At 69.8% G+C, this 22,471-nt stretch carries 26 protein-coding genes; 9 read left to right on the top strand and 17 right to left on the bottom strand.

Annotated elements, in window-relative coordinates:
• Window positions 1-81: 81 nt before the first annotated feature.
• The 5 genes from AORI_RS59220 to AORI_RS59200 all read right to left on the bottom strand — a co-directional run bounded on the left by AORI_RS59220 (window position 82) and on the right by AORI_RS59200 (window position 7,212).
• The gene (locus tag AORI_RS59220) at window positions 82-1,680 is read right to left on the bottom strand and encodes an ABC transporter substrate-binding protein (protein WP_016334001.1); all 1,599 of its coding nucleotides are present in this window, start codon (window positions 1,678-1,680) and stop codon (window positions 82-84) included.
• Window positions 1,677-2,591, bottom strand: a complete 915-nt coding sequence (locus AORI_RS59215) for a serine hydrolase (protein WP_016334000.1) — start codon at window positions 2,589-2,591, stop codon at window positions 1,677-1,679. The genes AORI_RS59220 and AORI_RS59215 overlap by 4 nt, the downstream gene beginning before the upstream one ends.
• On the bottom strand, window positions 2,588-3,976 hold the full coding sequence (locus AORI_RS59210; RefSeq protein WP_016333999.1) for a serine hydrolase: 1,389 nt from the start codon (window positions 3,974-3,976) through the stop codon (window positions 2,588-2,590). The genes AORI_RS59215 and AORI_RS59210 overlap by 4 nt, the downstream gene beginning before the upstream one ends.
• Before the next feature lie 138 nt (window positions 3,977-4,114).
• Entirely contained in the window at window positions 4,115-5,740 is a 1,626-nt protein-coding gene (locus AORI_RS59205) for a PucR family transcriptional regulator (protein ID WP_016333998.1), read from the bottom strand.
• Window positions 5,737-7,212 carry an amidohydrolase family protein gene (locus AORI_RS59200; RefSeq protein ID WP_016333997.1) on the bottom strand — a complete coding sequence of 492 codons (1,476 nt, stop codon included), beginning with the start codon at window positions 7,210-7,212 and terminating at the stop codon, window positions 5,737-5,739. The genes AORI_RS59205 and AORI_RS59200 overlap by 4 nt, the downstream gene beginning before the upstream one ends.
• Window positions 7,213-7,399: 187 nt before the next feature.
• Here AORI_RS59200 and AORI_RS59195 point away from each other — a divergent pair, with 187 nt between their 5' ends.
• Together AORI_RS59195 and AORI_RS59190 are read left to right on the top strand one after the other, a co-directional pair.
• On the top strand, window positions 7,400-7,612 hold the full coding sequence (locus AORI_RS59195) for a DUF3072 domain-containing protein (protein WP_016333996.1): 213 nt from the start codon (window positions 7,400-7,402) through the stop codon (window positions 7,610-7,612).
• Window positions 7,613-7,676: 64 nt separating this feature from the next.
• The gene (locus AORI_RS59190; RefSeq protein ID WP_016333995.1) at window positions 7,677-8,081 is read left to right on the top strand and encodes a ChaB family protein; all 405 of its coding nucleotides are present in this window, start codon (window positions 7,677-7,679) and stop codon (window positions 8,079-8,081) included.
• Between the two features lie 67 nt (window positions 8,082-8,148).
• Here the strand turns inward: AORI_RS59190 and AORI_RS84585 are convergent, their stop codons facing one another.
• From AORI_RS84585 to AORI_RS59175, 4 genes are all read right to left on the bottom strand, one after another.
• On the bottom strand, window positions 8,149-8,280 hold the full coding sequence (locus tag AORI_RS84585) for a hypothetical protein (RefSeq protein ID WP_267283976.1): 132 nt from the start codon (window positions 8,278-8,280) through the stop codon (window positions 8,149-8,151).
• 137 nt (window positions 8,281-8,417) lie between these two features.
• A complete protein-coding gene (locus AORI_RS59185; protein WP_016333994.1) occupies window positions 8,418-9,566 on the bottom strand; it encodes a family 43 glycosylhydrolase in 1,149 nt (382 codons plus the stop codon).
• Window positions 9,563-10,366, bottom strand: coding sequence for an endonuclease/exonuclease/phosphatase family protein (locus tag AORI_RS59180; protein WP_016333993.1), 804 nt, complete (start codon window positions 10,364-10,366; stop codon window positions 9,563-9,565). The genes AORI_RS59185 and AORI_RS59180 overlap by 4 nt, the downstream gene beginning before the upstream one ends.
• Window positions 10,367-10,470: 104 nt before the next feature.
• Window positions 10,471-10,824, bottom strand: a complete 354-nt coding sequence (locus tag AORI_RS59175; protein ID WP_016333992.1) for a VOC family protein — start codon at window positions 10,822-10,824, stop codon at window positions 10,471-10,473.
• 91 nt (window positions 10,825-10,915) lie between these two features.
• On the opposite strand from AORI_RS59175, the gene AORI_RS59170 reads away from it, so the two are divergent.
• From AORI_RS59170 to AORI_RS59160, 3 genes are read left to right on the top strand one after another with little or no spacing between them, the layout of a single operon-like run.
• Window positions 10,916-11,308, top strand: coding sequence for a hypothetical protein (locus AORI_RS59170; protein WP_228688374.1), 393 nt, complete (start codon window positions 10,916-10,918; stop codon window positions 11,306-11,308).
• Window positions 11,309-11,365: 57 nt separating this feature from the next.
• Window positions 11,366-12,034, top strand: a complete 669-nt coding sequence (locus tag AORI_RS59165; RefSeq protein ID WP_016333990.1) for a DsbA family protein — start codon at window positions 11,366-11,368, stop codon at window positions 12,032-12,034.
• Complete coding sequence (locus AORI_RS59160) at window positions 12,031-12,597, top strand: vitamin K epoxide reductase family protein (protein ID WP_016333989.1); 567 nt, start codon at window positions 12,031-12,033, stop codon at window positions 12,595-12,597. Before AORI_RS59165 ends, AORI_RS59160 begins: the two co-directional genes overlap by 4 nt.
• On the opposite strand, the gene AORI_RS59155 is transcribed toward AORI_RS59160, so the two are convergent.
• The 3 genes from AORI_RS59155 to AORI_RS59145 are packed head-to-tail and all read right to left on the bottom strand — an operon-like array spanning window position 12,576 to window position 15,214.
• The gene (locus AORI_RS59155) at window positions 12,576-13,808 is read right to left on the bottom strand and encodes an MDR family MFS transporter (RefSeq protein WP_043848814.1); all 1,233 of its coding nucleotides are present in this window, start codon (window positions 13,806-13,808) and stop codon (window positions 12,576-12,578) included. The genes AORI_RS59160 and AORI_RS59155 overlap by 22 nt on opposite strands.
• Window positions 13,805-14,854 carry a PLP-dependent cysteine synthase family protein gene (locus AORI_RS59150; RefSeq protein ID WP_016333987.1) on the bottom strand — a complete coding sequence of 350 codons (1,050 nt, stop codon included), beginning with the start codon at window positions 14,852-14,854 and terminating at the stop codon, window positions 13,805-13,807. Before AORI_RS59150 ends, AORI_RS59155 begins: the two co-directional genes overlap by 4 nt.
• 54 nt (window positions 14,855-14,908) lie before the next feature.
• Window positions 14,909-15,214, bottom strand: coding sequence for a hypothetical protein (locus tag AORI_RS59145; protein WP_016333986.1), 306 nt, complete (start codon window positions 15,212-15,214; stop codon window positions 14,909-14,911).
• 176 nt (window positions 15,215-15,390) lie between these two features.
• Between AORI_RS59145 and AORI_RS59140 the strand changes: the two genes are divergently transcribed.
• The 4 genes from AORI_RS59140 (at window position 15,391) to AORI_RS59125 (ending at window position 19,142) form a co-directional block, all read left to right on the top strand.
• Window positions 15,391-16,437: a C40 family peptidase gene (locus tag AORI_RS59140; RefSeq protein ID WP_016333985.1), complete on the top strand. Its 1,047-nt coding sequence runs from the start codon at window positions 15,391-15,393 to the stop codon at window positions 16,435-16,437.
• A 37-nt stretch (window positions 16,438-16,474) separates the two neighbouring features.
• Window positions 16,475-16,837, top strand: a complete 363-nt coding sequence (locus tag AORI_RS59135) for a BlaI/MecI/CopY family transcriptional regulator (RefSeq protein WP_016333984.1) — start codon at window positions 16,475-16,477, stop codon at window positions 16,835-16,837.
• Complete coding sequence (locus AORI_RS59130) at window positions 16,834-17,739, top strand: M56 family metallopeptidase (protein ID WP_016333983.1); 906 nt, start codon at window positions 16,834-16,836, stop codon at window positions 17,737-17,739. Before AORI_RS59135 ends, AORI_RS59130 begins: the two co-directional genes overlap by 4 nt.
• A 308-nt stretch (window positions 17,740-18,047) precedes the next feature.
• The gene (locus AORI_RS59125) at window positions 18,048-19,142 is read left to right on the top strand and encodes a S1 family peptidase (RefSeq protein ID WP_016333982.1); all 1,095 of its coding nucleotides are present in this window, start codon (window positions 18,048-18,050) and stop codon (window positions 19,140-19,142) included.
• Here AORI_RS59125 and AORI_RS59120 read toward each other — a convergent pair.
• The 5 genes from AORI_RS59120 to AORI_RS59105 form a co-directional block, all read right to left on the bottom strand.
• Window positions 19,115-19,543 (bottom strand): hypothetical protein, encoded by a 429-nt coding sequence (locus AORI_RS59120; RefSeq protein WP_016333981.1) that lies wholly within the window; start codon window positions 19,541-19,543, stop codon window positions 19,115-19,117. The genes AORI_RS59125 and AORI_RS59120 overlap by 28 nt on opposite strands.
• 223 nt (window positions 19,544-19,766) lie before the next feature.
• Entirely contained in the window at window positions 19,767-20,879 is a 1,113-nt protein-coding gene (locus AORI_RS59115; RefSeq protein ID WP_016333980.1) for a VanZ family protein, read from the bottom strand.
• Entirely contained in the window at window positions 20,872-21,177 is a 306-nt protein-coding gene (locus AORI_RS59110; RefSeq protein ID WP_016333979.1) for a hypothetical protein, read from the bottom strand. The genes AORI_RS59115 and AORI_RS59110 overlap by 8 nt, the downstream gene beginning before the upstream one ends.
• An 85-nt stretch (window positions 21,178-21,262) precedes the next feature.
• The gene (locus tag AORI_RS83660) at window positions 21,263-21,427 is read right to left on the bottom strand and encodes a hypothetical protein (RefSeq protein WP_158509132.1); all 165 of its coding nucleotides are present in this window, start codon (window positions 21,425-21,427) and stop codon (window positions 21,263-21,265) included.
• A 79-nt stretch (window positions 21,428-21,506) separates the two neighbouring features.
• Window positions 21,507-22,433, bottom strand: a complete 927-nt coding sequence (locus tag AORI_RS59105; protein ID WP_016333978.1) for a MurR/RpiR family transcriptional regulator — start codon at window positions 22,431-22,433, stop codon at window positions 21,507-21,509.
• Between the last annotated feature and the right edge of the window lie 38 nt (window positions 22,434-22,471).

Below are 22,471 nucleotides of genomic sequence, written 5' to 3'. Positions count from 1 at the left end.
TCGGTGGCCTTGTGGATCTCACCGGGTACCCGGGCACCGGAGCGCCGAATCCTCTTTCCCCTCAAGAGGTGACGGGGTCGATCAGGCATACATCCGGATCGACGACGGCTGGAGGAAGGTGTTCGAGATCTCGAACCGCGCCTTGTTCCCGAAGGTCGGGAGTACCGAGTTCGCGAACTGTGCGACGTCCTGGTCCTCGAATAGCGCCGTCTCCGCGGCCAGCCAGTCCGGGCAGCCCGCGGTCCCGACCTGGGTGGCCGCCTTCGCGACCAGCGCGTCGTACCGCGGGTTGTCGATATGCGCGAACTTCGTGCCCTCGGGCGGGCGGCTGCCGGAGACGAACGGGGTCAGCTGGCTCGGCAGGTTCAGGCTGACCGGCGCCATCGAGAGGTCCCAGTCGCCGGAGGCGAACAGCGTCTGGCTGGTCGCCGGGCTGTCCAGGCCCTTGAGAGTCACGTCGACGCCCGCCTCTTTCCAGCCCCGCTGCATCAGCTCGGCGGCCGGTGTCATGGTCGCGCCGATCTGCGTGCCGTAGATGGCGGTCAGCGCGAGGCGTTTGCCGTCCTTCGCCCGGATGCCGTCCGGTCCCGGCTTCCAGCCCGCCGCGTCGAGCGCGGCCTTGGCCGCGGCGAGATCGAAGCCGGGGATGTGCCCGGTGGCGGAGTCGCCGGTGCACGCCGCCGGTTCCATGGTGATCAGACTCCGGACCGGGGCGCCGGCGTCCCTGGTCAGCACCTTGGCGACCTGGGCGAGGTCGAGTGCCTGCACCAGCGCGCGGCGCATCGCCTGGTCCGCGCCGAACCGGCCGGGTGCCTGGTTGAACCACAACTCGCCGAGTGCCACGGTCGTGTCGGCGTGGAACAGCCCGCGTGCCCGCAGCCGCTGCTGGTCCGGCCCGATCACCTGGGCGGCGTTGAGCTCGCCGGACAGCAGCAGGTTCGTGACGGTGGTCATGTTGGGGATGACCCGGATGATCACCTTCTCCGGCAAGCCCTTCTGCCGCGGATCGAAGGCGCCGGGGCCCCAGTGGTAGTCCTTGCGCCGGGTCAGCGTGTAGTGGTCGTTCGGGACGATCTCCGACACGGTGAACATGCCGGTGCCGTTCTCGCCCCTGGCCAGCGTCGCGCGGTCGGCGAGGCCCTTCGCGCAGACGATCGGGATGTTGCCGATGTTGCGCAGCAGGAACGCGTCCGGTGCCCCGCTGGTGACCTTCACGGTACCCGCGGCATCGTCGGCGACCGCTTTCGTGCCCACCTTCACCGTGTTGCCCGCGATCGGCGACTTGTTCGCCGGGTCGCCGATGAAGTCGATGTTCGCCGCGACGTCCTTCGCGGTGAGCGGGCTCCCGTCGGGACAGGTGATGCCTTTGCGCAGGGTGAAGGACGCGGTGGTCGTGGTGGCTTCCCACTGCGCCGCGAGACCGGCCTCGGGCTCTCCCTTGCCGTCCACGCCGAGCAACCCGTCATAGAGGTAGCGGCCGATCTCGCCGGCGATCGAGAGCACGGTGAGCGCCGGGTCGAGCGTCCCCGGATCCGAACCGACGGCGTAGGTGAAAGTCTTGCCGTCGGCCAGTGGCCGGTTCGCGTCCGGGTCCGTGCCGGAGGGCGCCGGCGCGGAGCACGCGGTCACGGTCAACGCGACCACGACCGCCGTCACGGCGGTGTGCCGAGCAGTTTTCATGAGTTCTCCCACGGTGTCACGTTCTCGGCGGCGAGGTGGTCGAGCGCCAGCCGGGCGGCGGCGCCGATGGACGCGTCGACCTCGGGGAGGCGGTCCTCGAAGGAATGGGCGCGGGTGAACACCGCGACCGCGAAACGGCGGCCCTCGGGCAGGGTCACCACTCCCGCTTCGTTGCGAATGCCCGGCAGCGTCCCGGTTTTCGCGGCTATCCGCACACCGGAAGGGAATCCGGTGGACAGCCGGTGCGGCCAGATCTGGTGGGCCATGATCGCCCGGACGCGTTCGCAGGCCTCGGGTTCACCCGCCCGGTCGGTCCAGATCGCGTCGAGCAGTTCGGTCGTCTCGCGCGGTGTCGACGAGGTTTCCCTTTCCGGGTCGCACATCGACAGGTTCCGCAGCTGTTCGTCGGTGGCTTCGGCCAGCAGCGTGTCGATTTCGGCGAGGTCGGTCCCGCCGAGTTCGGCGAGTCCGATGCGGAACGAGTCCTCGCAGGAGCCGATCAGGCGGGTACGGGTCAGCCCGAGGTCGGCGACCACCCGGCAGATCGTCTCCTGGCCGATCCGGTCCCAGATCAGGTCGGTCGCCGCGTTGTCGCTCATCGTGAGCATGAACCAGGCGAGGTCGCGCCAGGTCATCTCGACGTCGTCGGCGCAGCCCGCGGTGCCGATGCCGCCGATCCGGTACCGCGCGGTCACCTTCGTGTACTCGGTCTCGTCGAGCCGTCCGGCCACCACTTCCCGGGCGTAGGCGAGCGCGATCGGGATCTTGAAGACCGAGGCGAGGACCACTTGATCGTCGGCGCCGGCCGACACCTCGGCCCCGTCCGGCACGCCGATTTCCCTGGCGTGCAGCGAACCTTCGGCGCCCGCGGCGGCGAACACCGCCTCGATCCGTTCGCGGATGTCGTTCACCGGGTCACCCGCCGGTCCGCGCGTCCGGTGTGGAGGAACCGGGCCCGGCCGGTGCCGTCGTCGCCGACGAACTCGTGGGGCATGTAGGCGCCCGGGAGTTCCGGGACGACGGCGACGAAGGTTTCGCCGTGCCACGGCAGCAGTTCGACCGTGCCCGAGGGCTCGTCGAGTTCGGCGAACTCCCCCTTCGGGGTGCGCCGCAACCAGAGCCTGCCGCCCTCCTCGGTGACGACGGTGGACACGACCCTCGACGAGTATTCGCCCACGTACCGGGAAAGATCGGCTGGCGCGGCCGCGGGATCCGGCTCGGGCAGCGGTGGAACCGTGATGCCGGCGAGTTCGCGCATCAGCTTGGTGGCGACCTCGTGGTGAGCCCGCAGCGCGGCCCCTCCGTTGGTCAGCAACGCGAACGCGACGTCGTGCTCCGGCGCGACGCGCAGGAAGGCGGACTGGCCGATCGTGCCGCCGTCGTGGCCGATCACCGTGCCGCCCTGCCAGCCGAAGTCCGCCCAGCCGAGGCCCCAGTACGCGCCCATGACGCCGAGATCCGGCACGGCGATCTGCCGCTCGCGCATGGCGCGCACCGACTCCGGCGACAGCACCTGGGTACCGTTGTCGGCCTTGCCCTCGTTCAGGTGCATGCGGGCGAAGGTCAGCAGATCGCGCGGGCACATGACCAGCGTCGTCCCGGCGGGCGCGTTGGAGCGGGCGAGCGACCAGACCTTCGTGGGCACCGGCCCGCCACCCGTCTCCGGCACGTCGTGACCGAACGCGGCGCGATGGCGGATGGCGTCCTCGGCGCCGCAGCCGGCGTGGGTCAGGCCGAGCGGCCCGATCAGCCGCTCGCGCACGCAGACGTCCCAGTACTCGCCTCGCAGCACCTCGACGATGCGGCCGAGCACGCAGTAGCCGGCGTTGCTGTAGGAGAACCGCTCGCCCGGCGGGAACAGCTGCGGCACGTCCGCCAGCAACGGGATGAGCTTGGCCACCGCGTCCTCACCGGTTCCGGTGTCGGCGAAGACATCACCTTCGAACCCGCCGGTGTGACACGCCAGCTGCCGGACGGTGATCGTGGCCGCGGCCTGCTCGTCGGCGAGCCGGAACTCCGGCAGGTAGTCGCGCACGGGACGGTCGAGGTCGACCAGGCCCTCGTCGACCAGCTGCATGATCAGCGTGATCGTCCAGACCTTGGTGATCGACCCGACCTGGAACACCGAGTCCTTTGTGGACTCCACCCCGGTGCTCGTGTTCAGGACACCCGCCGCGTGCTCGACGATCTCGCCGTCGGCGAGCACCGCGATCGCGGCACCGGGAACCCGGTGCCGGTCCAGCAGGACGGCGAAATTCTCCCGGAGCCAGGTATCGATTTCGGAAATCTTCGACATGTGCACCTCTTGTCCGGTGTGGATGGTCCGGCGTTGCGGGAATGCTAGGTCCGGCATAGGCGCCGGTTGTTCGTCCGGATCGAGGAGAGCCGCGGGGGAAGTTCGTCCGCGCGGAGGAACCCCCTGATCGGTGGTGTCTCAGGCTGTTTCAGGCCGCGTGCCGTGGAGCAGCAGATGCAGCTGCACCATCGCCGCGAACCGGTCCCTGGGGTCGTCCAGGTCGATGCCGCCTATCTCGGCCAGCCGGCGCAACCGGTAGCGGAAGGTACTCGGATGCACATAGGCCGCCGCCGACGCGGCGTTGGTGTCCCCGAACGAGTCGAGCCAGCACCGCAGCGTGTGCACGAACTGGGACTGGTGTTCCCGGTCGTAGGCCAGCAACCTCGCGATCGGCCCGGTCGCGACGTCACCGCGGGCCGCCGAAAGGTCCGCCAGTTCGAGCATCAGCGCGTCGATGTGCGCGTCCTCCGCCGTGAGCACCCGCTTGGCGCCGCCGTTGGTGAGCAGCACCCGCAACGCCCGGTCCGCCCCGATGCGAGAGTCGTACAGGCCCGAGCTGTCGAGCGCGGTCGGTCCGACGCCGATCGTCGCGGAGACCCGGTGCCCGATTCGTTCCAGGAAGGCGGCCGCGACGCGCACCGAGCGTTCCTGCTGATCACCGTGGTTCCCGGGCACGATCCCGTACACGACCTCGCCGATGAGCGCGACCGCCGATCGCGGCTGGACCGCGCTCAGATGGAGGGCGAGCGCGTCGGCGACGCGATGGCGTTCGGTGGCGAGCCGGGGGTCGTCGTCGGCCGAGTCGAGCAGCCCCATCGCGAGTACGACGGCGGGCCGTCCGAGCAGGCCGAGGCGCGCGACGGCTTCCGGGGCCCCGCGCCCGCCTTCGAGGGCGGTGCTCACCAGATCGGCTCGCAGCCGGCGTTCGACATCTTCTCCGGCGCGCAGCCGGAGCAAGTGCAACGCCACGATCTTCGTGGCGTCCACCAGCGCCGCCGCACGTTCGTCGCTCAGCGCGTGATCGACCACGGCCCAGATCGAGCCGAGCACCTCATCGCCCGCCCGGACGGCGGCCACCACCCTGGGGCGGTTCTCGCCATCGTCGTCCGGATAGAAATAGACCGGTCCCGTCTCGTGATAGAGGCGGTCGAAGAAGCCGCTCTCCGCCAAGCCCCGGGTGTACCGCTCCGGCACCTGGCGGCCGAGGATCGTTTCGACCCGCGGCGGATCGGTTTCGTCCTGGCGGCCGGAGAAGGCGAGCACCCGCGAGTCACGGTCCTCGATGGTGATCGGCGCGTCGAGCAACGCGGCGATCGCGTTGGCGAGCGCGAACAGGTCGCCGGTCGGGATTCCGCCGAGCGCCTGCGGAGAGACGTCGCCGACGTCGCCCTCGGCCAGCAACGTACGGAGCATCGCGGCCAGTTGCGTCCACGACGCCCTGCTCGCCAGGCCGACCAACGCCACCCCGGAAGCGGCGGCCGCTCGCGCCAGCTCGGCCGGGGCGGAGACCGGCGAGCGCACGACCAGCGCGGACGCGCCGCGTTCGCCGAGTTCGTGCAGCAGCTTCACGATCTCACCGGATTCGCGCACCCCGACCCCGAGCACCACGGCCCGGTCGGGGAACTCGGCGTCGTCGTACGGGTCGTGGATCACCACGCCGCCGAGGGGACGCCGGGTGTCCCGGCCGACCGCGAGCGGCTCGAGGAGCACGTCCCCGAGTGCCTCGATGACGCGGTTCAGGCTCGTATGCGGTTTCGCGTTCACCGCGGTTCACCGCGCAGCGGCCTGCCGGGGAACGCGTCGGTGAGCAGTCGCCCGTCGCGGACCACCGGAGTGCCCGAGACGAAGAGGTGCCGGACGCCGATCGAAGGCCGGGTCGGGTCGAAGTACGAGGCGGTGTCGGTGATGGTGGCCGGGTCGAGGACGACGATGTCGGCGTCCGCGCCGACGTCCAGCCTGCCCTTCGCCCGCGCGGCGGGCGCGACCTCGTCCAGCACCCGCGCGGGCAGATAGGAACAGCGGCGGAACGCCTCCAGCCAGGTCCAGGTGCCGGTTTCGCGCACCATCAGGCGAAGCGCTTTCGAGAACGTCCCCGCCGTGCGCGGGTGTGTCACCCCGCTCGGGGGAAGCGGCCATCGGGTGCTGTCACTGGTGCCGTCGGGCCAGTACACCGGCATCGCGTCGCTCGCGACGATCGAATCGGGGAAAGCGAGCGACCTGTGCAGCAGGGCCCGTTCCCCCGGATCCTGCTCGTCGAGCGACTCGAGAAGGCACGGCGCTCCCGGCGTCTCGCTCCGGACCTGCCGCAACCGCGCCTCGTCGGCGATCCGCTCACCGGTCTCCAGCAGCACCACCCGTGTCGGGTCGAGCCCGTTCATCCGCAGCCGCTCCGGGGCGAGGAAGAACGCACCGACCGCGGTGCAGCCCGCCCCGTAGGGATAGGCCTCCACCGTCACCCGCGACCCGGCGGAGCGGGCGGCCTCCAGCGCGGCGAGCACCCGGTCGATGTGGTGCCCCGACGTGCTGTTGACGTGGCAATGGTGCATCGCCGCCCCGGTCTCGGCCGCGGCGATCGCGATCTCCTCCGAGCCGTCGACCGGCGTGTCCGGGTCGACCTCGACCAGCTCGCGGACGTGCGTGTACGTCGGCGCCCCGGCCCGCTTGGCAAGCCTCGCCAACGCCAGGAACTCGGCCGGGTCGCTGGCGGGCGCGTACCCGAGCAGCACCCCGACGCCGAGCGCACCCGCCGCCAGCTCGTCTTCCAGCAGGGACAGCCAGGAAGCCAGTTCGCGTTTCGACGAAGACCGCTGCCAGGCCGGATCGCCCAGCACCGAGAGAGCGGTGGCGAAGTTCGCGTCCGGCTCGACCCCGGCCAGCACCTTCGCCCGTGCGGAACCCCAGGAAGCGGAGAAACCGTAGTGCAGCGGCCGCCCCGTCGAGGCCGCCTCCGCGTACGCCCGGCCGACCGGCATCATCCCGGCCTCCAGATCGAGCGCCGTGGTGACTCCGTCCATCGCCTGCAACCGGTGGCCCGCGATCGAATGCACATGGCTGTGCAGATCGACGAAACCCGGCCCGACGAGGTATCCGGCGACGTCGATCGCGATCTGGTCCCCGGCCTCCGGCAGGCCCGGCCCGACGGCGACCACCCGGCCGCCATCGACCAGCACGTCGGCGGTGCCGTCGAACCCGGTGGCCGGATCGACGACGCGACCGCCGCGCAAGAGCGTGCGCATACCTGCCCTCCTAGCCTCGTTGGCGACGACACTAGGTCGAGCCGCGGGCGGTCCGTTCGTCCCGCGCGATGAATCCCAGCGAGAATTTCCTCCGCGAGCACGAACTCGGGACCGGTGCGGGAAGGTGTGGCTTCCCGCCTGGCGGGGTATTCGCCGCCTGATCATGTGCCCAGCCGAAGGACGTCAGATGAGCGACAACACGCAGCTGAGCGACACTCCGAGCCCGGAGAAACCCCGCGAAGACTGGGCGACCGGCGACGAGCCGATGACCGGGCCACAGCGCTCCTACCTCGGCACCCTCGCCCAGGAGGCGGGCGAGACGGTTCCGGAGGGCTTGACCAAAGCGGAGGCGTCGGAGCTGATCGACCGGCTCCAGAACCAGACCGGACGGGGACAGTAGGGCCCACTACGGCGGATCGTGACCGTCTGTCCGATGGCGCGATCCGTGGGCAAGGAGGTTCGCCATGCCAGGACGGGAAGACCTGCCCAGCACGCTCTTGCGTTCACCGCGCAAGGCACAGGACACCTGGGTGGCCGCGCACGATTCGGCGCTCGAAACCTACGGACCCGGACGCCGCGCCGCCCAGACCGCGTTCGCCGCCGTGAAGCACTCCTTCGAGAAGGTCGGTGACCATTGGGAGCCGAAGGAGCGCAGGGGGCCGTCCGACGAGCAGGCCTCGGGAGGCGCCGGGCAGCGCACCAAGAGCACCCACGGCGGCGTCGACGCTCGAGCGGCGAAGAGCCATCTGTATCAGCGGGCCCGCGAGCTGGGGATCCGCGGACGTTCACGTATGTCGAAGAGCGAACTGGTCGAGGCGCTCGAAAAGGCCAGCCGCCGGGAGACCGCCCGGGCCCGGCAGAACAAGTAGCGACCGGGCGCTCGTCGTGAGGAGCAGGCCGGCTCGTGCGGCCGTCGCCGCGGGAGCCGGCCGTCCGTCACTCCCGGCCGAGGACGATGGTCGGCTCGAGATCGAGCGCCGTTTCCTCCAAGGCATCCGTCTCGCCGCGTGGTTCCGGCACTGTCACCCGTTCGGTCGACGGCTGGGGATCTTCGATGGCGTGTGTCATGGTTCTTCACTCCGTTTGGCGTCGCGGCCGGCTGGACGCCGGCAGGAGGCGATTACCCCAGGCTCCGGAGATCAATCATGCGGAATTCAGGGCGGGTCTCCGCGGCACCCCGGCCGCGGAGACCCGATTTCCCCTGGTCACCAGCTCACACTGAACTCGGCCGTGGGCCCGCTCCCGGTTTTCGTCAATCGAGCGATCCGGCTCCGTCGTTCCGGCGAGGGATCCTCCTGCGGCAACGGGCTCGCGTCGGTGATGTAGTTCCACGAAGCCCACCACGACCCGTCCGGCGCCTGGAAGGCGTTGAACGCGCCGGGGCCCCGCTTGTTACCCGGCAGGTTCTTCTTGCGGAACTTGTCCGGCAGGCCCGGCCGGAACCGCGGCTCGCCGTCCGCGTCGGGCTCGTAGGAGAAGTACGCGCGCTGCTCGGCCATCGGGGTGCACCGGTTGTCCGTCAGCGCGGTGCCGCAGTAGGCGACGCCGGTGGAGTAGCGGTTCGCGTACCAGTTGTTCCCCGAGTAGAAGAGATACCAGTCCCCGTCGATGCGGACGGCGTTGGGATTCTCGATCGTGAGGACGTCGTCGGCCGGACTGTTGTGATGCGTCCACTCGAGGTTCGCGTTGTCGATGAGCTTCTTCGCGTCGGCTTCCGCTATCCGCCGCACGTGGCGGGGCCGGTCGAACTCCAGCTTGGCGGCGCCGAGGGCGGTGACGCGGTCTTGCGTCCAAGCCCCGTTGCGCAGGGTCAGCCACACCTCGCCCTGTCCCCTGCTCACGTCGGCGTCGATCGCCCATCCGCGATCAGGGCAGAACAGCGGATCCGCGTTGGCGACGAAACCGCCCGTGGCACGCAACGAGGTCGCGTAGCCGATGCAGTGCTTCGCCTGCCCGGCGGGCTCGGGGCCGGGAAGTGCCGCGCTGTAGAAAACGTAGTAGACGACACGGCCGTCCTCCTGATGCGCGAACAGGGCCGGTGTCCACAGTGGAGAGTCCGGTCTCGCCCAATAGCCCGCGGGGAACGTGACGCCATCCCAGGCGTCGCCGTCGACAGCGCCCCGGCGCTGGAAGGTTCCGCCGCTGAAGTCGACCTTCGTGTACGGAAGCTTCTTGCCGGGGACGCTCGCACCGACCGCGACGTAGGTGTTCGTCTCCGGGATCCGCATCAGATCCGCCGCCGGAAACCGGAAGTCCAGTGACTCCTCGCGGGGCCCGGTTTCGGCTGTGGCGCTCGGCCCGGCCGTCAGAAGGCCGACACCACACAGGAGGGCGATCAAGGCGCGCCGCATCATCGGGTCACCGTCACCCGGGCGCGCACCGGGCGGTGGTCGCTCCCGTAACCGCCGAGAGCGTCCACTGCGGACCCGATCGAGTCCTTTTTCGCCCACACGTGGTCGATGGACCTGTCGCCGTGACTCGGCGCGCTGTAGGAATCGGCCACGCGCCGCATCCCGGCCATCAGGTCCGAACCCGGCTCCGCGTTGAAGTCACCCATGACGATCGGTTCGGCCACCCGCGACGAGAACCAGTCCGCGGTGTTGCGGACCTGCAGGTTGTGCAGTTCGCGGTTGAGCTCGAACCGCTGCGCGGACGGGGTCAGGTGCACGACACCGACCACCCATTCGAAGCCGGCGCCTCCCACCCGCACCCAGTTGACGTACTTGGGCGGCACCCAGCAGCCGCAGTCACCGGGTTCGGCGGGGCCGGTACCGGGCGTGGACGGGTCCACTTTGGACGCGGGCGAGATCTCGCCCGCGCCGTGGCCGGTGATGTTCATGGTGCCGCGCACCAGGATGGCGTTGTGCTTGATCGCGCGGCGGTCCGTCTCGTAGATGGCGACATAGCCGGTCGCCGCCGCGGCCTCCCGCACGACGTCCTCGCGGTCGGCGACCTCCTGCAGCCCCAGGACGGCGGGACGTTCGGTCTCGATGAGACGGACGAGGTCGGCCTTGAGCCCGCCCGCGTCGCCCACGTTGTAGGTGACGACCTTGATCGTGCGTTCGGTCGCCGCCTCCGCGCTGGGCACCGCGACGAGAGCGGCGAGCGGGACGAGCAGTGCCAGCGTGAAAGCCTTGCGCCTCGGATGCTTCATGGAATTCCCTCCAGTGTCGATGACGGAGGGAATCGGACCATCGGCGGCCCGCCACGGGCAACGGCGAGCGTGATGCCGTCATCTTCCGGAAAGAATTGGCCCGATCACTCCGGCGACGGGTTCTCCCAGACGAAGGTGACCTTGTTGCCGTCCGGATCCACGATCTCCGTCAACTTGACGAAGCCGAAGTCCTGGACCGGGCCGCATTCCACGCCGCGCTCCGTGAGGTCGCCGACGGTCTCGTCGAGGTCTTCGACGACGATGACCACGGTGCTCTTGCCCGCGGGTTCCGGATCATGGGCGACCTGGATGCCCGCGCTCCCGGCGATCCGCCACTCGGCGACGCCTTCCATCGGTTCGGTGTCGGGCCGCCGCCCGATCCAGCGCTCGTACCAGGCGACCGCGGCGGCATGGTCCGACACCGGCAGCACAGCGTAGACATCCTTGAACCTGGGCACGGCACGTCCTTCCACTCGGGATCGCCGCCCACTGTAGGTCGTTTTGTCCGGGTTCGCCTCGGCTTTACAAGGTCACCTTTACCCTGTTCGCGTGACCGGCAGAGGGACAGTGAGGACGACCGCGCGGCTTTTCGCCGTGCTGGCCGTGCTCACCGCCGTCGCCCTGCTGCAAGGCGCGCTGTGCAGTGACGGCGCCGCGGCGGCCGGTTCACCCTGCGCTCCCCTGTTCGCCGCCGAAGCGACGCACGTCACCGGCCCGGCCGACGAATGCGAGCCGGCGACGTCCCGGCTGAGCCCGGCGGAGCAGCCCGTCACGGACAACCACCTCGACGACCTCACCGGAATCGGCCTGGCGCTGCTCGCCGTGCTCTTCCTGCTCGTCCGGCGCCATCGGCACCGTGAGGCTGGAGTGCCGCCGACCTCACCGGCGAGGTGTTCTTCGAGCACTCCGCCCCTTGTCCAGCTCTGCGTTTCCCGTACCTGATCCGGCCTAGCCCCTTGCCGTTTTCAGTTGCCGGAACCAAGCCAAGGACACAACAGAATGACCAAGAACACCAAGGTTTCCCTGACGGTCGTGGCCGTCGTGATCGCGGTGGTGGCCGCGTTGCTCGTCTTCACCGATCTCGGTGAGGACACCCCCGCCGCGCAGGCCGACGCGCCCCCGGTGGTGCCCGCGTCGATCCTCGTCCGGCCGGACAGCCACCGGCTCTCCGACCCGCCGGGCAGCAAGGTGACCGTCGTGGAGTTCCTCGACCTCGAATGCGAAGCGTGCGGGGCCGCGTTCCCCGGCGTCGAGCGGCTCCGCGCCGAGTACGGCGACCGGGTCACCTTCGTCATGCGCTACTTCCCCATCCCCAGCCATCGGAACGCCGAGCTCGCCGCCCGTGCCGTGGAAGCGGCCGCTAAGCAAGGCAAGCTCGAACCGATGTACCGCCTGATGTTCGAGAAGCAGCCGGAATGGGGCGACCAGCAGGTCTCCCATCGCGAAACCTTCCTCGGCTTCGCGCGGCAGCTGGGCCTCGACCTGAAGGCCTTCGAGACCGCGCTGGACGACCAGGTCACGCTCGGCCGGGTGCTCGCCGACCGCACCGACGGGGCTAACATCGGCGTCGAGGGCACACCGACGTTCTTCGTCAACGGCGTGAAGTTCTCGGGGTCACCGTCCTATCAGGGCCTCAAGGCGGTCATCGACCGGGAACTGGCCAAGTGAAGCCGTTCGCCGTCCGCGTGACGCCGTGGGTGCTGGTCGTCGGCGGCGCGATCGGCCTGCTGGCCTCGTTCGTGCTCACCATCGAGAAGATCCGGCTGCTCAAGGATTTCTCCTACATCCCGACCTGCAGTATCAACCCGGTCCTCAGCTGCGGCTCGATCATGAAGACGCCGCAGGCGGAACTGTTCGGCTTCCCCAACCCGTTGCTGGGGATCGCCGGATTCGGTGTCGTGGTCACGACCGGGGTCGCCCTGCTCGGCGGAGCACGGCTGCCCCGGTGGTACTGGCTGGGCCTCCAGATCGGTTCGGCACTCGGTGTCGTGTTCGTGCACTGGCTGATGATCCAGAGCCTGTACGTCATCGGCGCGCTGTGCCCCTACTGCATGGTCGTGTGGGCGGTCACCATCGCCGTCTTCTGGTACACGACCCTGCACAACCTCCACAAAGGACCGGAGGTGAGGGCGGCGGTCCGGTACCACAGCGTGGTGCTCGTGGTCTGGTACGCCGCCATCACCGTCGCGGTCCTGCAGGCGTTCTGGAGTTACTGGACGACGCTCGTCTGAAGGCGGCTCCGGTCGAGACCACGCAACCCGAAGGCGCAGACGGCCCCGATCACCGTCAGGGCGAGCCACGGGAACTCCGGGAAACCGGCCCGGCGCGCGAGGTCGAAAACGGTGCCGGTGAACAGGTTGCCGAGGAGGATGCCCACGCCGACGATCGTGTTGTAGAAGCCGTAATGCGTGGCGACGAGCCGGTCGCCGGAGAGCCGCACGACGGTGTCCATTTCGAACGGGAAGACGACGACCGTTCCCACGGCCAGCAGGGCCGCGGAGACGAGCAGTCCGGCTCCCGCGACGACCGGGGCCGCCCTGGCGACGGCCAGCGGCGCGACGAAGGCCGCGGCCATGAACGTCATGCCCATGGCCAGGCAGCTGCCGGGCGGCCACCGGTCCTTGAACCAGGCCGTGATCTTGAGCTGCCCGGCGATCGCGAGGCCGCCCGAGATCACGAACAGCCCGGCGATGAGCACGGTCGCCGACGTCTCCGATCCGGTGATCCGCCGTGCCTCCATCGGAAGCGCCAGATAGGTCTGGAAGGACAGCACGTACGAGCCGATCATGACCAGCGCGAAGAGCAGGAACGACCGGTTCGCCACGACGACGCGCCAATCCGACCAGACCGACGAGCGGTCCCGTCCGTTGTCGTGCGCGGGCAGCGCCCGCACCTGCACCACGGTCAGGACGCCGAAGACCGCGGCGGCGGCCAGGCAGGTCAGCCGGAAGTCGACGGCGGTGAGCGCGAGCCCGACCACCGGCCCGGCGAGGATCCCGCCCTGGTAGAACACGTTGAACACCGAGAAGGCCTCCAGCCGCCGCTCCCCCGCGTCCGCGGCCAGATAGGCGCGCACCGCCGGATTGAACAGCGCCCCGGCGAAACCGGTGGCCGCGGACGCGACGATCAGCGACGGCAACGACGAAGTCACGCTCAACAACGCGAACCCCGCCGTCCTCAGCACGCATCCGGCGACGATGAGCGGTTTGTAGCCGAACCGGTCGGCCAGCGTGCCCCCGACCAGGAACATGCCCTGCTGCGAGAAGTTGCGGATGCCCAGCACCAGGCCGACGGCCCAGCCCGCCAGCCCCAGCGGGCCCGCGAGATAGCCCGCCAGGTACGGCATCAGCATGTAGAACCCGACGTTGATGGTGAACTGGTTGACCATCAGCACCTTGCTGGGCCGGTCGAACGACCGGAACCGCTCCGCGAACCCGGTCACCGCGCGGGATCCACGATCGTGCGGCACCGGGTCCAGCGTTCCACCACACGTTCGCCGGGGTGGCCGATGACGTCCGGTTCCCTCGCCGGGACCACGTCGAGCAGCCCGTGTCCCGCGCAGTACTCGTCGTTGTAGACGGTGTCGAAGTAGCGCTGGGGGCCGTCCGGGAAGATCGCGGCGATCCGCACGTCCGGATCGTGTGTGCGCGCCAGCCAGGCGGCCACGAGGGCGACCGCGCCGACGCTCCAGCCGCCGGTCGCGTACTGGGCGGCGGCGAGACGGCGGCAGGTCCACACCGCTTCGGCCGGGGCGACCCAGTGGACCTCCTCGAACGCGTCGTAGTCGACGTTGCGCGGATGGATGCTCGACCCGAGCCCGCGCATGAGCCGCGAAGTGGCGGGCTGACCGAAGATCGTCGAACCGACGGTGTCCACGCCGATCAGGCGCAGATGCGGGGAATACCGCCGCAGCGCGCGGAAGGTCCCGGCCGAATGCCCGCCGGTGCCGACCGAGCACACCAGCACGTCGATCCGGCCCAGTTGCGCGGCCAGTTCCTCGGCCAAGCCCGCGTACGCGTCGACGTTGTCCGGGTTGTGGTACTGGTCGGGGCACCAGGAACCGGGCTGTTCCGCCAGCACCCGCCGGACCCGGTCGCGGCGCGCCTGCTGCCAGCCGCCCACCGGATGGGGCTCGGTGACGAGGTCGACGCGGGTGCCGTGCGCGGTGAGCATCCGACGCACGATGGGCTCCATGCCGGGATCGGTGACGAGGGTGACGGGATGCCCGTGGACGATCCCGGCCAGCGCGAGCCCGAGGCCGAGCGTCCCGCTGGTCGACTCGACGATCGTCGCGCCGTCGGCCAGGTCGCCGCGGGCCTTGGCCGCCGCCACCATGTGCAACGCGGGGCGGTCCTTCATGCCGCCGGGATTGAAGCCCTCCAGTTTGGCCCAGAAACCCTTACCGGAGCCGGTGAGTCGTTCGTCGATCCAGAGCACGGGCGTGTTGCCGACGGCGAGCGCCGCGCGCTGGGGCAGGACAGCGTTCATCGAGGATTCGTCTTTCTGTGCGGTGTGGACGGGGACAGGACGGCGCGAGGTCCGTCACGTCCGCGAAACGCACAGTTCGACGAGTATCCGGTGTCCGCTCCGGGCGGCGGGGAGCGATCGTGCCTTCTCTTGCGCCGCAGGCGAAAGCACGCGCACCGCCGGAAACGAAAGGTCCGGCGTGGCGGGAGATTCCTCGCTTCGCACGGCGAGTTCGGTGAGCGGGCGGGCGTGCACGTGTCCCTCGCGCGGCGGGCACGAGAAGTCATGGGAAGCCGACGTGACGGCGATGGCCTCGCCGTGCCCGTCCAGGCAGGCGACGGTTCCCGAACCCGCCACGACCAGCAGCAGCAAAGCCACCACGAGTCGACGAAGAGTAGCCGAAGAGACACTCACGGTTCCCACCGTAGCAAAGATCGACAACATCTCCCATGAGCCGTAGTACTAGCCGTCTTAGTAGGACTTCACCGGGCGCTCACATCCGGCCCCGTACTACTAGGCGCGATAGTTGCACCTGCGCGACAGGAGATTCGGCACCCGTGACCTCATATCGGCGCTCGCCGCGGCATCCCCTCGCCGCCACCGCCGCCCTCATGCTTCTCGGCTTCGGCGCGCTGCCTGCGAGCGCGCAACCGGCGCCGGACGGCCAGGATCCGATGCGGCGCTATCAGGAACTCGGCGCCCAGGCGGCCAAGGCCGACGAGGACCTGCAGGAATCCCAGGACCGGCTGAAGACGCGCGAGACCGAACGCGACCAGGCGACGGCGGCCCTCGGCCGGGCCGACGGGGACCTCACCCAGGCCCAGTCGGCGATCGATCGGTTCCGGCCCCAGGTCGAGGCGATCGCGCGGTCCGCGATGAGCGGCGAGCGGCTCGGCAACGCCGTCCTGCTGCTCGACAGCGGCAGCAGACAGGAGTTCCTCGACCGTTCCTCGGCGCTGTCGGTCCTGGCAGACGAGAAGGCCAAGGCGTTGAACGGCCTGCGTGACGCGCTCGGGAAGGCACAGGCGGCACGCGCCACGGCCGCGGACGCGCGGGAAACGGCCCAGCTCGCGGCCAACGACGCGACGGTGGCACTGGAGCAGGTCCGCACCCGCAAGAAGGACCTCGACGACCAGATCGCCAAGGTGCGGCAGGCGCTCGGCGAACTGCCGGCCGCGGACAAGGCGAAACTCGGCAAGGTCCAGGACAAGGGCTCCTATCTCGGCCCGCCCGGCGCCGCGAACGACGCGCTGCAGGCGGCGCTGTCCAAACGCGGCTCGCAGTACGAATGGGGCGCCACCGGCCCGAGCGAATTCGACTGCTCCGGCCTGACGTCGTGGGCGTACAAGCAGGCGGGCATCTCCCTCCCGCGTACCAGCCGTCAGCAGTACACCGTGGGGAAGCCCGTCCCGCTGGACGCGCTCGTTCCCGGCGACCTCGTCTTCTACGACGACGGCACCGGTAATCCCGGCGCCATCCACCACGTCGGCATGTACGTCGGCAGCGGCAAGATGGTCGACGCACCGACCGAAGGCCAGCTCGTCGACGTCCGTTCGGTCAGGGGCGACGGGCACCTGATGGGCGCGCGGCGCGTCGTCGGCTGAGCGGGAGCGGCACAGTATCCTTCCCGGCGGAGGTGTCATGCAACGGCTGGGCGAGCTCGAAGCGTCGGTGATGGACGTGCTCTGGGACGCGGCGGAACCCTTGCGGGTGCGCCAGGTCCTCGAGGCGATCAACCGGCATCGCGATCTCGCCTACACCACGGTGATGACCGTGCTGGACAACCTGCACCGCAAGGAATGGGTCGAACGCGAAATGGAGAATCGCGCGTACCGCTACCGCGCCGTGGCGACCCGCGAGGAGGCCACCGCGCAAAGCCTTCGCGAACTCCTCGACGCTTCGGAAGACCGGGAGTCCGTGCTGCTGCATTTCGCGCGCTCGGTCACCGAGGAGGAGTCGGACATCCTGCGGCGGGCCCTGCGACGGAAGCCCGGCAAGCGATGATCCTGGCGGCGGTGCTCCTGTTCGGCGTGGTGGTGACCGGCTGGTTCTCACCCCGGCTGCTGGGCAGGCTGACCGCCGGCGGGATCAGCCCCGGCACGGCGCTCGCGTGGTGGCTGCTGACCGCGGCCGGCGTCCTCGCCGGTACGCTCGGCGCCGTCCTGCTCCTCGTCCTGCCGGACCACGGGCCCGCCGGGGCCATCACCCGGATCCTCCACGAATGCTGGGCGGCCGTCGGCCACAGCGGCCTTCCGGGCCTCGATCCGGTCGCCGGGACCTTCGCCGCCACCGCGCTCGCGATCGCGGCGGCCCGGCTCGCGCTGTCCACCGCCCGGCGGCGGAAACGCAGCACGCTGGTGCACCGGCGCCATCTCGACGTGCTCCGGCTGTCCGGCGCGCGGCCCGGGCCGACCCTGTGGCTGCCCGACGATCGTCCGATCGCCTACAGCCTCGGCGGCCGCGACGGCCTGATCGTCGCGAGCAAGGGCCTGGCCGGAAGACTGTCGTCCCGCGAATTGGCCGCCGTGCTCGCCCATGAGCGCGCTCATCTGCGCGGCAGACATCACTTGCTGGCCGGTTGCGCCGAAACACTCGGCCGCACGCTGCGGTTCGTCCCGCTGATGCGCGAACTCCCGGGGGCGGTCCGGCTGCTGGTCGAACTGGCCGCCGACCGGGCGGCCGCGGCCGGGCACGGACCGGACACCGTGCGGTCGGCCCTGTTGTCCATCCAGGCCGCCGGCGGCGACACCGCGCTCCGGCTGCGCTGGCTGGCGCGGCATCCGAGCGAGCCCGCTCGATTTCCGGAACGGGTGCGGGCCGTCGCGGGCGGGACGCTGGCCCTGTTCGCCCCGCCCGTGCTCACCGTCGGCCTGATGTTCACGGCGGGCCTCGTTTCCTGCTGGTGAAGGAAACGCGTTCGTCACCGATGCGGACGAACGGGTTCAGCGCCGACACCATCAGGTGATCCACGTTTTCCGGCTTTGAACGCCGCTTTCCCGAATGGACGTACGCACGTCGCTTTCAGTCGTTGACCGGTCAGGGAATCGGGGACGGCAAATCGTGCAGTTTCCACTCACAAGAGTGAGGGGTGTCCATTTCATTGAGCCGGAAAGGCGAATTCCCAGCGCAACTCAAATGGCGGCATTCGCCCGGTGTCCCCTGTCGTAACGTCGAATGAGGAACGTTTCCCGCACTGGCTTTCCTGGAGGTTTTCGTGATCCGACACCCCCTGCGCACCTTGACCGCGCTGATCGGCGCCGCCGCGGCCGTCACCGCCTTCGCGGCCCCGGCTTCGGCGGCGACATCGGTGCTGAACGAGGCGGCCGGACCGGCTGCTTTGGCCGCCGCACAGCAGAAACTCGGCACTTCGCTCGGCACCGCGTTCGCCGGTACCTGGCTGGACACCACGACCGGCGAACTGGTCGTCGGCACCACCGACGCGCGCCAGTCGGCAAGGATCCGCTCCGCGGGCGCGATTCCGAAGGTACTCAAGCACAGCGCCGCCGAACTGAAGGCGATCCAGTCCACTTTGGACAACAGAACCGAGGGGCTACCCGGGTCGGTCGCCGGCTGGTACGTCGACGTGCCCGCGAACGAGGTCGTCGTGAGCGTGGTGGGCGGCGATCCCGCGGGCCGGGCGTGGGCCGGCTCCGCGGGCGTGCCCGTGCGGGTGGAGCACGTGAAGAGCGCGCCGCGGCCGTTGTGGAGTGTGGTCGGCGGGCAGGGGCTGTACTTCAGCGGTGGCGCCTGTTCGGTCGGGTTCAACGCCTACGACGATGACGATCATTACGTGATCACCGCGGGCCACTGCACGGAGCTCGGCGGCACCGTGCGCGGCGTCGGCGGCACGATCGGCAAGGTCGCGAGGTCGTCCTTCCCCGGCAACGACTACGGGACGGTCGAGGTGACGCATTCCGACGTCTCGACCCCGCCCCGGGTCGACCGTTACGAGGACGGGTCCGACGTGCGGATCGAAGGCGCGGACGTGGTCGGCGTCGGCGGCCGGGTCTGCCGATCCGGCATCACCACCCACTGGCACTGCGGGCGGGTCGAAGCGCTCGACCAGACGGTGAACTACGGCAACGGGAACATCGTGCGAGGCCTCACCCAGACCGACGCCTGCGCCGAGCCCGGCGACTCCGGCGGGTCGTTCGTCAGCCGTCCTTCGTCTGGCTCCGGCACGAAACTGGTGCAGGCCCAGGGTATGACCTCGGGCGGCTCCGGTGACTGCGGTGAAGGCGGCACCACGTTCTTCCAGCCCGTCAAGGAGGTGCTCGACCGCTACGACCTGAAGCTCGAAAAAGACTGATCTCCCGCGGCGAGGGGCGGCCGGTTCTCCGGTCGCCCCTCGATCAGCGCGGCGAGCTCCCCCGCCTCGATGACGAGCGTCTCGATCTCCGCCCAGCGGCGCCGGATCCGCTCGGGATCGGCGACCAGCGTGCCGGAAACCATGCCCAGGAACAGGTTCGCGTCGGTCCCGATCTCCGCGAGACGCAGGAAGGGGCGGCGTTCTTCTTCGGTTCCCGCTCCGTGTGCCGCGGCCCATTCGCGGGCCCGCATCCCGGCGTCGTGGCAGGCGTCGACGAGCAGGGTCCGGATCTCCTCCGTCCGGTTCCCCGGGCTCGCGGGAGGTTTTCCCATCAACGGGAAGATGTTCCAGGCCACCGACAGCAGGCAGTCGGCCACGTCGTCCATCGACTCCACGTTCACCGGGCGAGTGTTCCGGCCCGTGCCTCCTGCCAGGCGCAATGACTCGCGGGAACGGCCGGGTCAACCCGATCGGGTGGCGAGCCTCGTGAGCGGCGAGGACGGTTCTGGTTTGGTCGCGGGCGGGTCGATGGTGGGGTGAAGGCTCCCTTCGCCGCGTCTAATGCGGTGAAGGGAGCCTTCACCCCGGTCGCTCTTCCGCGCCGACCACCTCGCCAGGACGGTCCTAACCGTCCTTACCACTCACGAGACTGGGCACCTCCTGGTCGTCGAACGCCCGCACGTCGGCCATCCGCAGGCCGGCGACCAGTCCGGAAAGTCCTTGGTGACCTTCGGGCCGGATCGCGAGAATTCCGCTGGCGAAGAAAAGCAGGTTCGCGAGCGGCTCGAAACCGCCGTTGACCACCGACGCCAACGTGAGCAACGTGAAGTAGCCCCCGGACCCGGTCAGGAATCGCACGATCATCCGCCACAGCGATGGCTTCCCGCCGTCCGGGCCGGTGGGCCGCAGCAACACGACGCGCTGGCCGAAGCTCGCGCCGTTGCCCGCGACCGGGATGACGAACAGCAGGAGCAGCGCGGGCAGGAAGGTGCCGATCAGCGCGGTGACCACGGTGTTCGGTTCGCCGGCGAGCACGGTCGTCACGATCCCGACCGTGGTGCCGAGCAGGATGACGGACACCACGTCGACGGCCATCCCGAGCAGGCGGCGGCGCGCGGTGACCGGCCGCGGCGTCCCGGGCGGCGCGGACGGTTCGTTCCCCGGCAGCAGCCGCAGGAGCGGGGCGAGCCCGAAACCGACCGCGGCGCCAAGGGTGTTGGTCAGCAGGTCGTCGACGTCGGCCAGCCGGTACGGGCACTCGAACAGGAACCAGACGCCGGTCAGCTGGGTGCATTCGATGAACAGCGAGACCGCGAAACCGAGGGCGACGATGGTGAGGAAACCCCGCCGGAACAGGTGCCGGACGAACATCCCCAGTGGCACGAACAAGGCGACGTTGAACACCGCCTGCTGGACGGCCGGATTACGCAGGAACGCCCGCAGCCCCGCGCCGGTCTGTTCACGGCGGATGTCGGCGACGAACTGGAACGGGCGCAGTTGCAGATGGCTGGACGCGTGTTCGGCGCACCACGCCGTCGTCGTTTCCGGGATGGGGAGCAACGTGTACGTCCACAGCGACATGGCGTAGACCAGGAACCCGAACACCAGCAGGATCCGCCAGAACCCGAGTTCGCCGCGGCGCCGGTAACTCGCGGCGATGTACGGGACGGCCAGGAAGCCCGCGAGCACGAAACCCGCGAACACCGCGATGACCGCGGAGATGGTCGGATCAGTCACTCGCGGAAGCTAACAACGCGCGCTCCGGCGCACCCGTCACACCACCTGGCCGGGTGACGGCGTCGGCCGGCGACAGCGTTCGCTGATGCGCGAGCGCCGCGATGGCGAAGGTCAGGTGGACGACGACCCAGTTGCGGTCTTCGCGATGAACCCGCTGCAGCAGGTCGAGAGAAGCATCGCCCGGCGTACGGCCCTGACGGCAGGCGTCGATGAACGCCTGGGTCAGTTCGTCGACGTTCCTCCGGAACTCCGCGAAGGCGTCGGAGGGCTGGGCGTTGGTGCAGAAATCCACGGTCACGTCACAGAGCGTTTCATAACGCGACACAAAGTTACGAATTGGCGGAGCGCGAACCACTCACGTGAGGTAGTCCCTGTGCTCTGCGTCACGCTGACGCGAGCCCGGCAGGCATCGGGCGTTCCCGTTCGGCCGCGTTCGCTCGGCGGGCGACCGGGAACCGCTGGTCGAGTTCGACCAGCAGCGGCGTCGCCGCCATCAGCGCCAGAAGAGCGATCCCGGCGTAGGCACCCAAAGTCTCGATGATGGTCATTTCGTCCTCCTCGATCCCGTGCCGCCTGTTCCGGCGGCCTGGAACCAGGATCGCCTCCCGGCAGGGGGCGGCGGATCGGTCATCCGGCGGAGACGCCTCCGCCGGTCGGCCTTTTCGGTACTGCCCGATCGGCCGACCCCGGGCGGCGGTGCAGCAGGTCGAACCGCGACCACATGGCCTCGGCCGCCTCGATCGACTCACCGGTGCGGACCGGGTCGACGGCGGCGAGTTGCGCGACGATCGCCTGCACCAGGCTCATCCCCGCGGTCAGCGACGGGAAGAAGGTCACGCCTTCGGCCGGCACCATCAGCACCTGCTCGACGGCGCCCGCCAGCGCGGGACTCGCCGCGTCGGTGATGGCGAACGCACGCGCTCCCCTGGCCTTCGCCTCGTTCGCGGCGAGCACGGTGCTTTCGTACAGGCGCCAGAAACTGATCGCGATGAGCACGTCTTCGGAGGAGAGCTTCGCCGTGGCGTTGGCGAGTTCGGCGTCGCCCGCGGTGATCGCGTGGACGTCGTACCCGGCGAGCCGGGCGTTGTGCGCGAAGGCGATCCCGACCGCGGCGTAACTGCCGTCGGCGATGACGACCGTGCGGCGCGCCCCCGCGACGGCCTCGGCGACCTGGCGGATCTCGTCCTCGGCGAACCGCCGGTTCAGCAGGGCGAGACTGTCGAGATCCCGGCGCAACGACGCCGAGCCCGGCGAGTCGACGTCCCGATGTTCCTCGGCGACCTGCGGCGCGCTCAGCGACGACATGTACCTCGCCCGCAATTCCTGTTGCAGCGCCGGCCATCCGGCGAACCCGAGCGCCTGCGCCGTCCGGGTGACGGTAGCGACGTTGACCCCGGCGAGCTGGGCGAGCTCGGCCGTCGAGCCGAACGACGCCCGGCGCGGTTGCGAGACCAGCACTTCCAGCACCGCGGCCGACTTCGGCCGCAAGCCGCGTTCCGGTGTCCGATCCCGCAGCCACGCCTCGAAACCGTCGTCCGTTCCCGTCTCTGTCACGCACGCCCTCCCTCGACCGCGTCACGGTAACGCATCGT

The sequence above is a fragment of the Amycolatopsis keratiniphila genome (assembly GCF_000400635.2).
Classification (GTDB): Bacteria; Actinomycetota; Actinomycetes; order Mycobacteriales; family Pseudonocardiaceae; genus Amycolatopsis; species Amycolatopsis keratiniphila.
The sequence above is the reverse complement of the archived record's forward strand: the minus strand, read 5'-3'. Positions and strand labels throughout refer to the sequence as shown.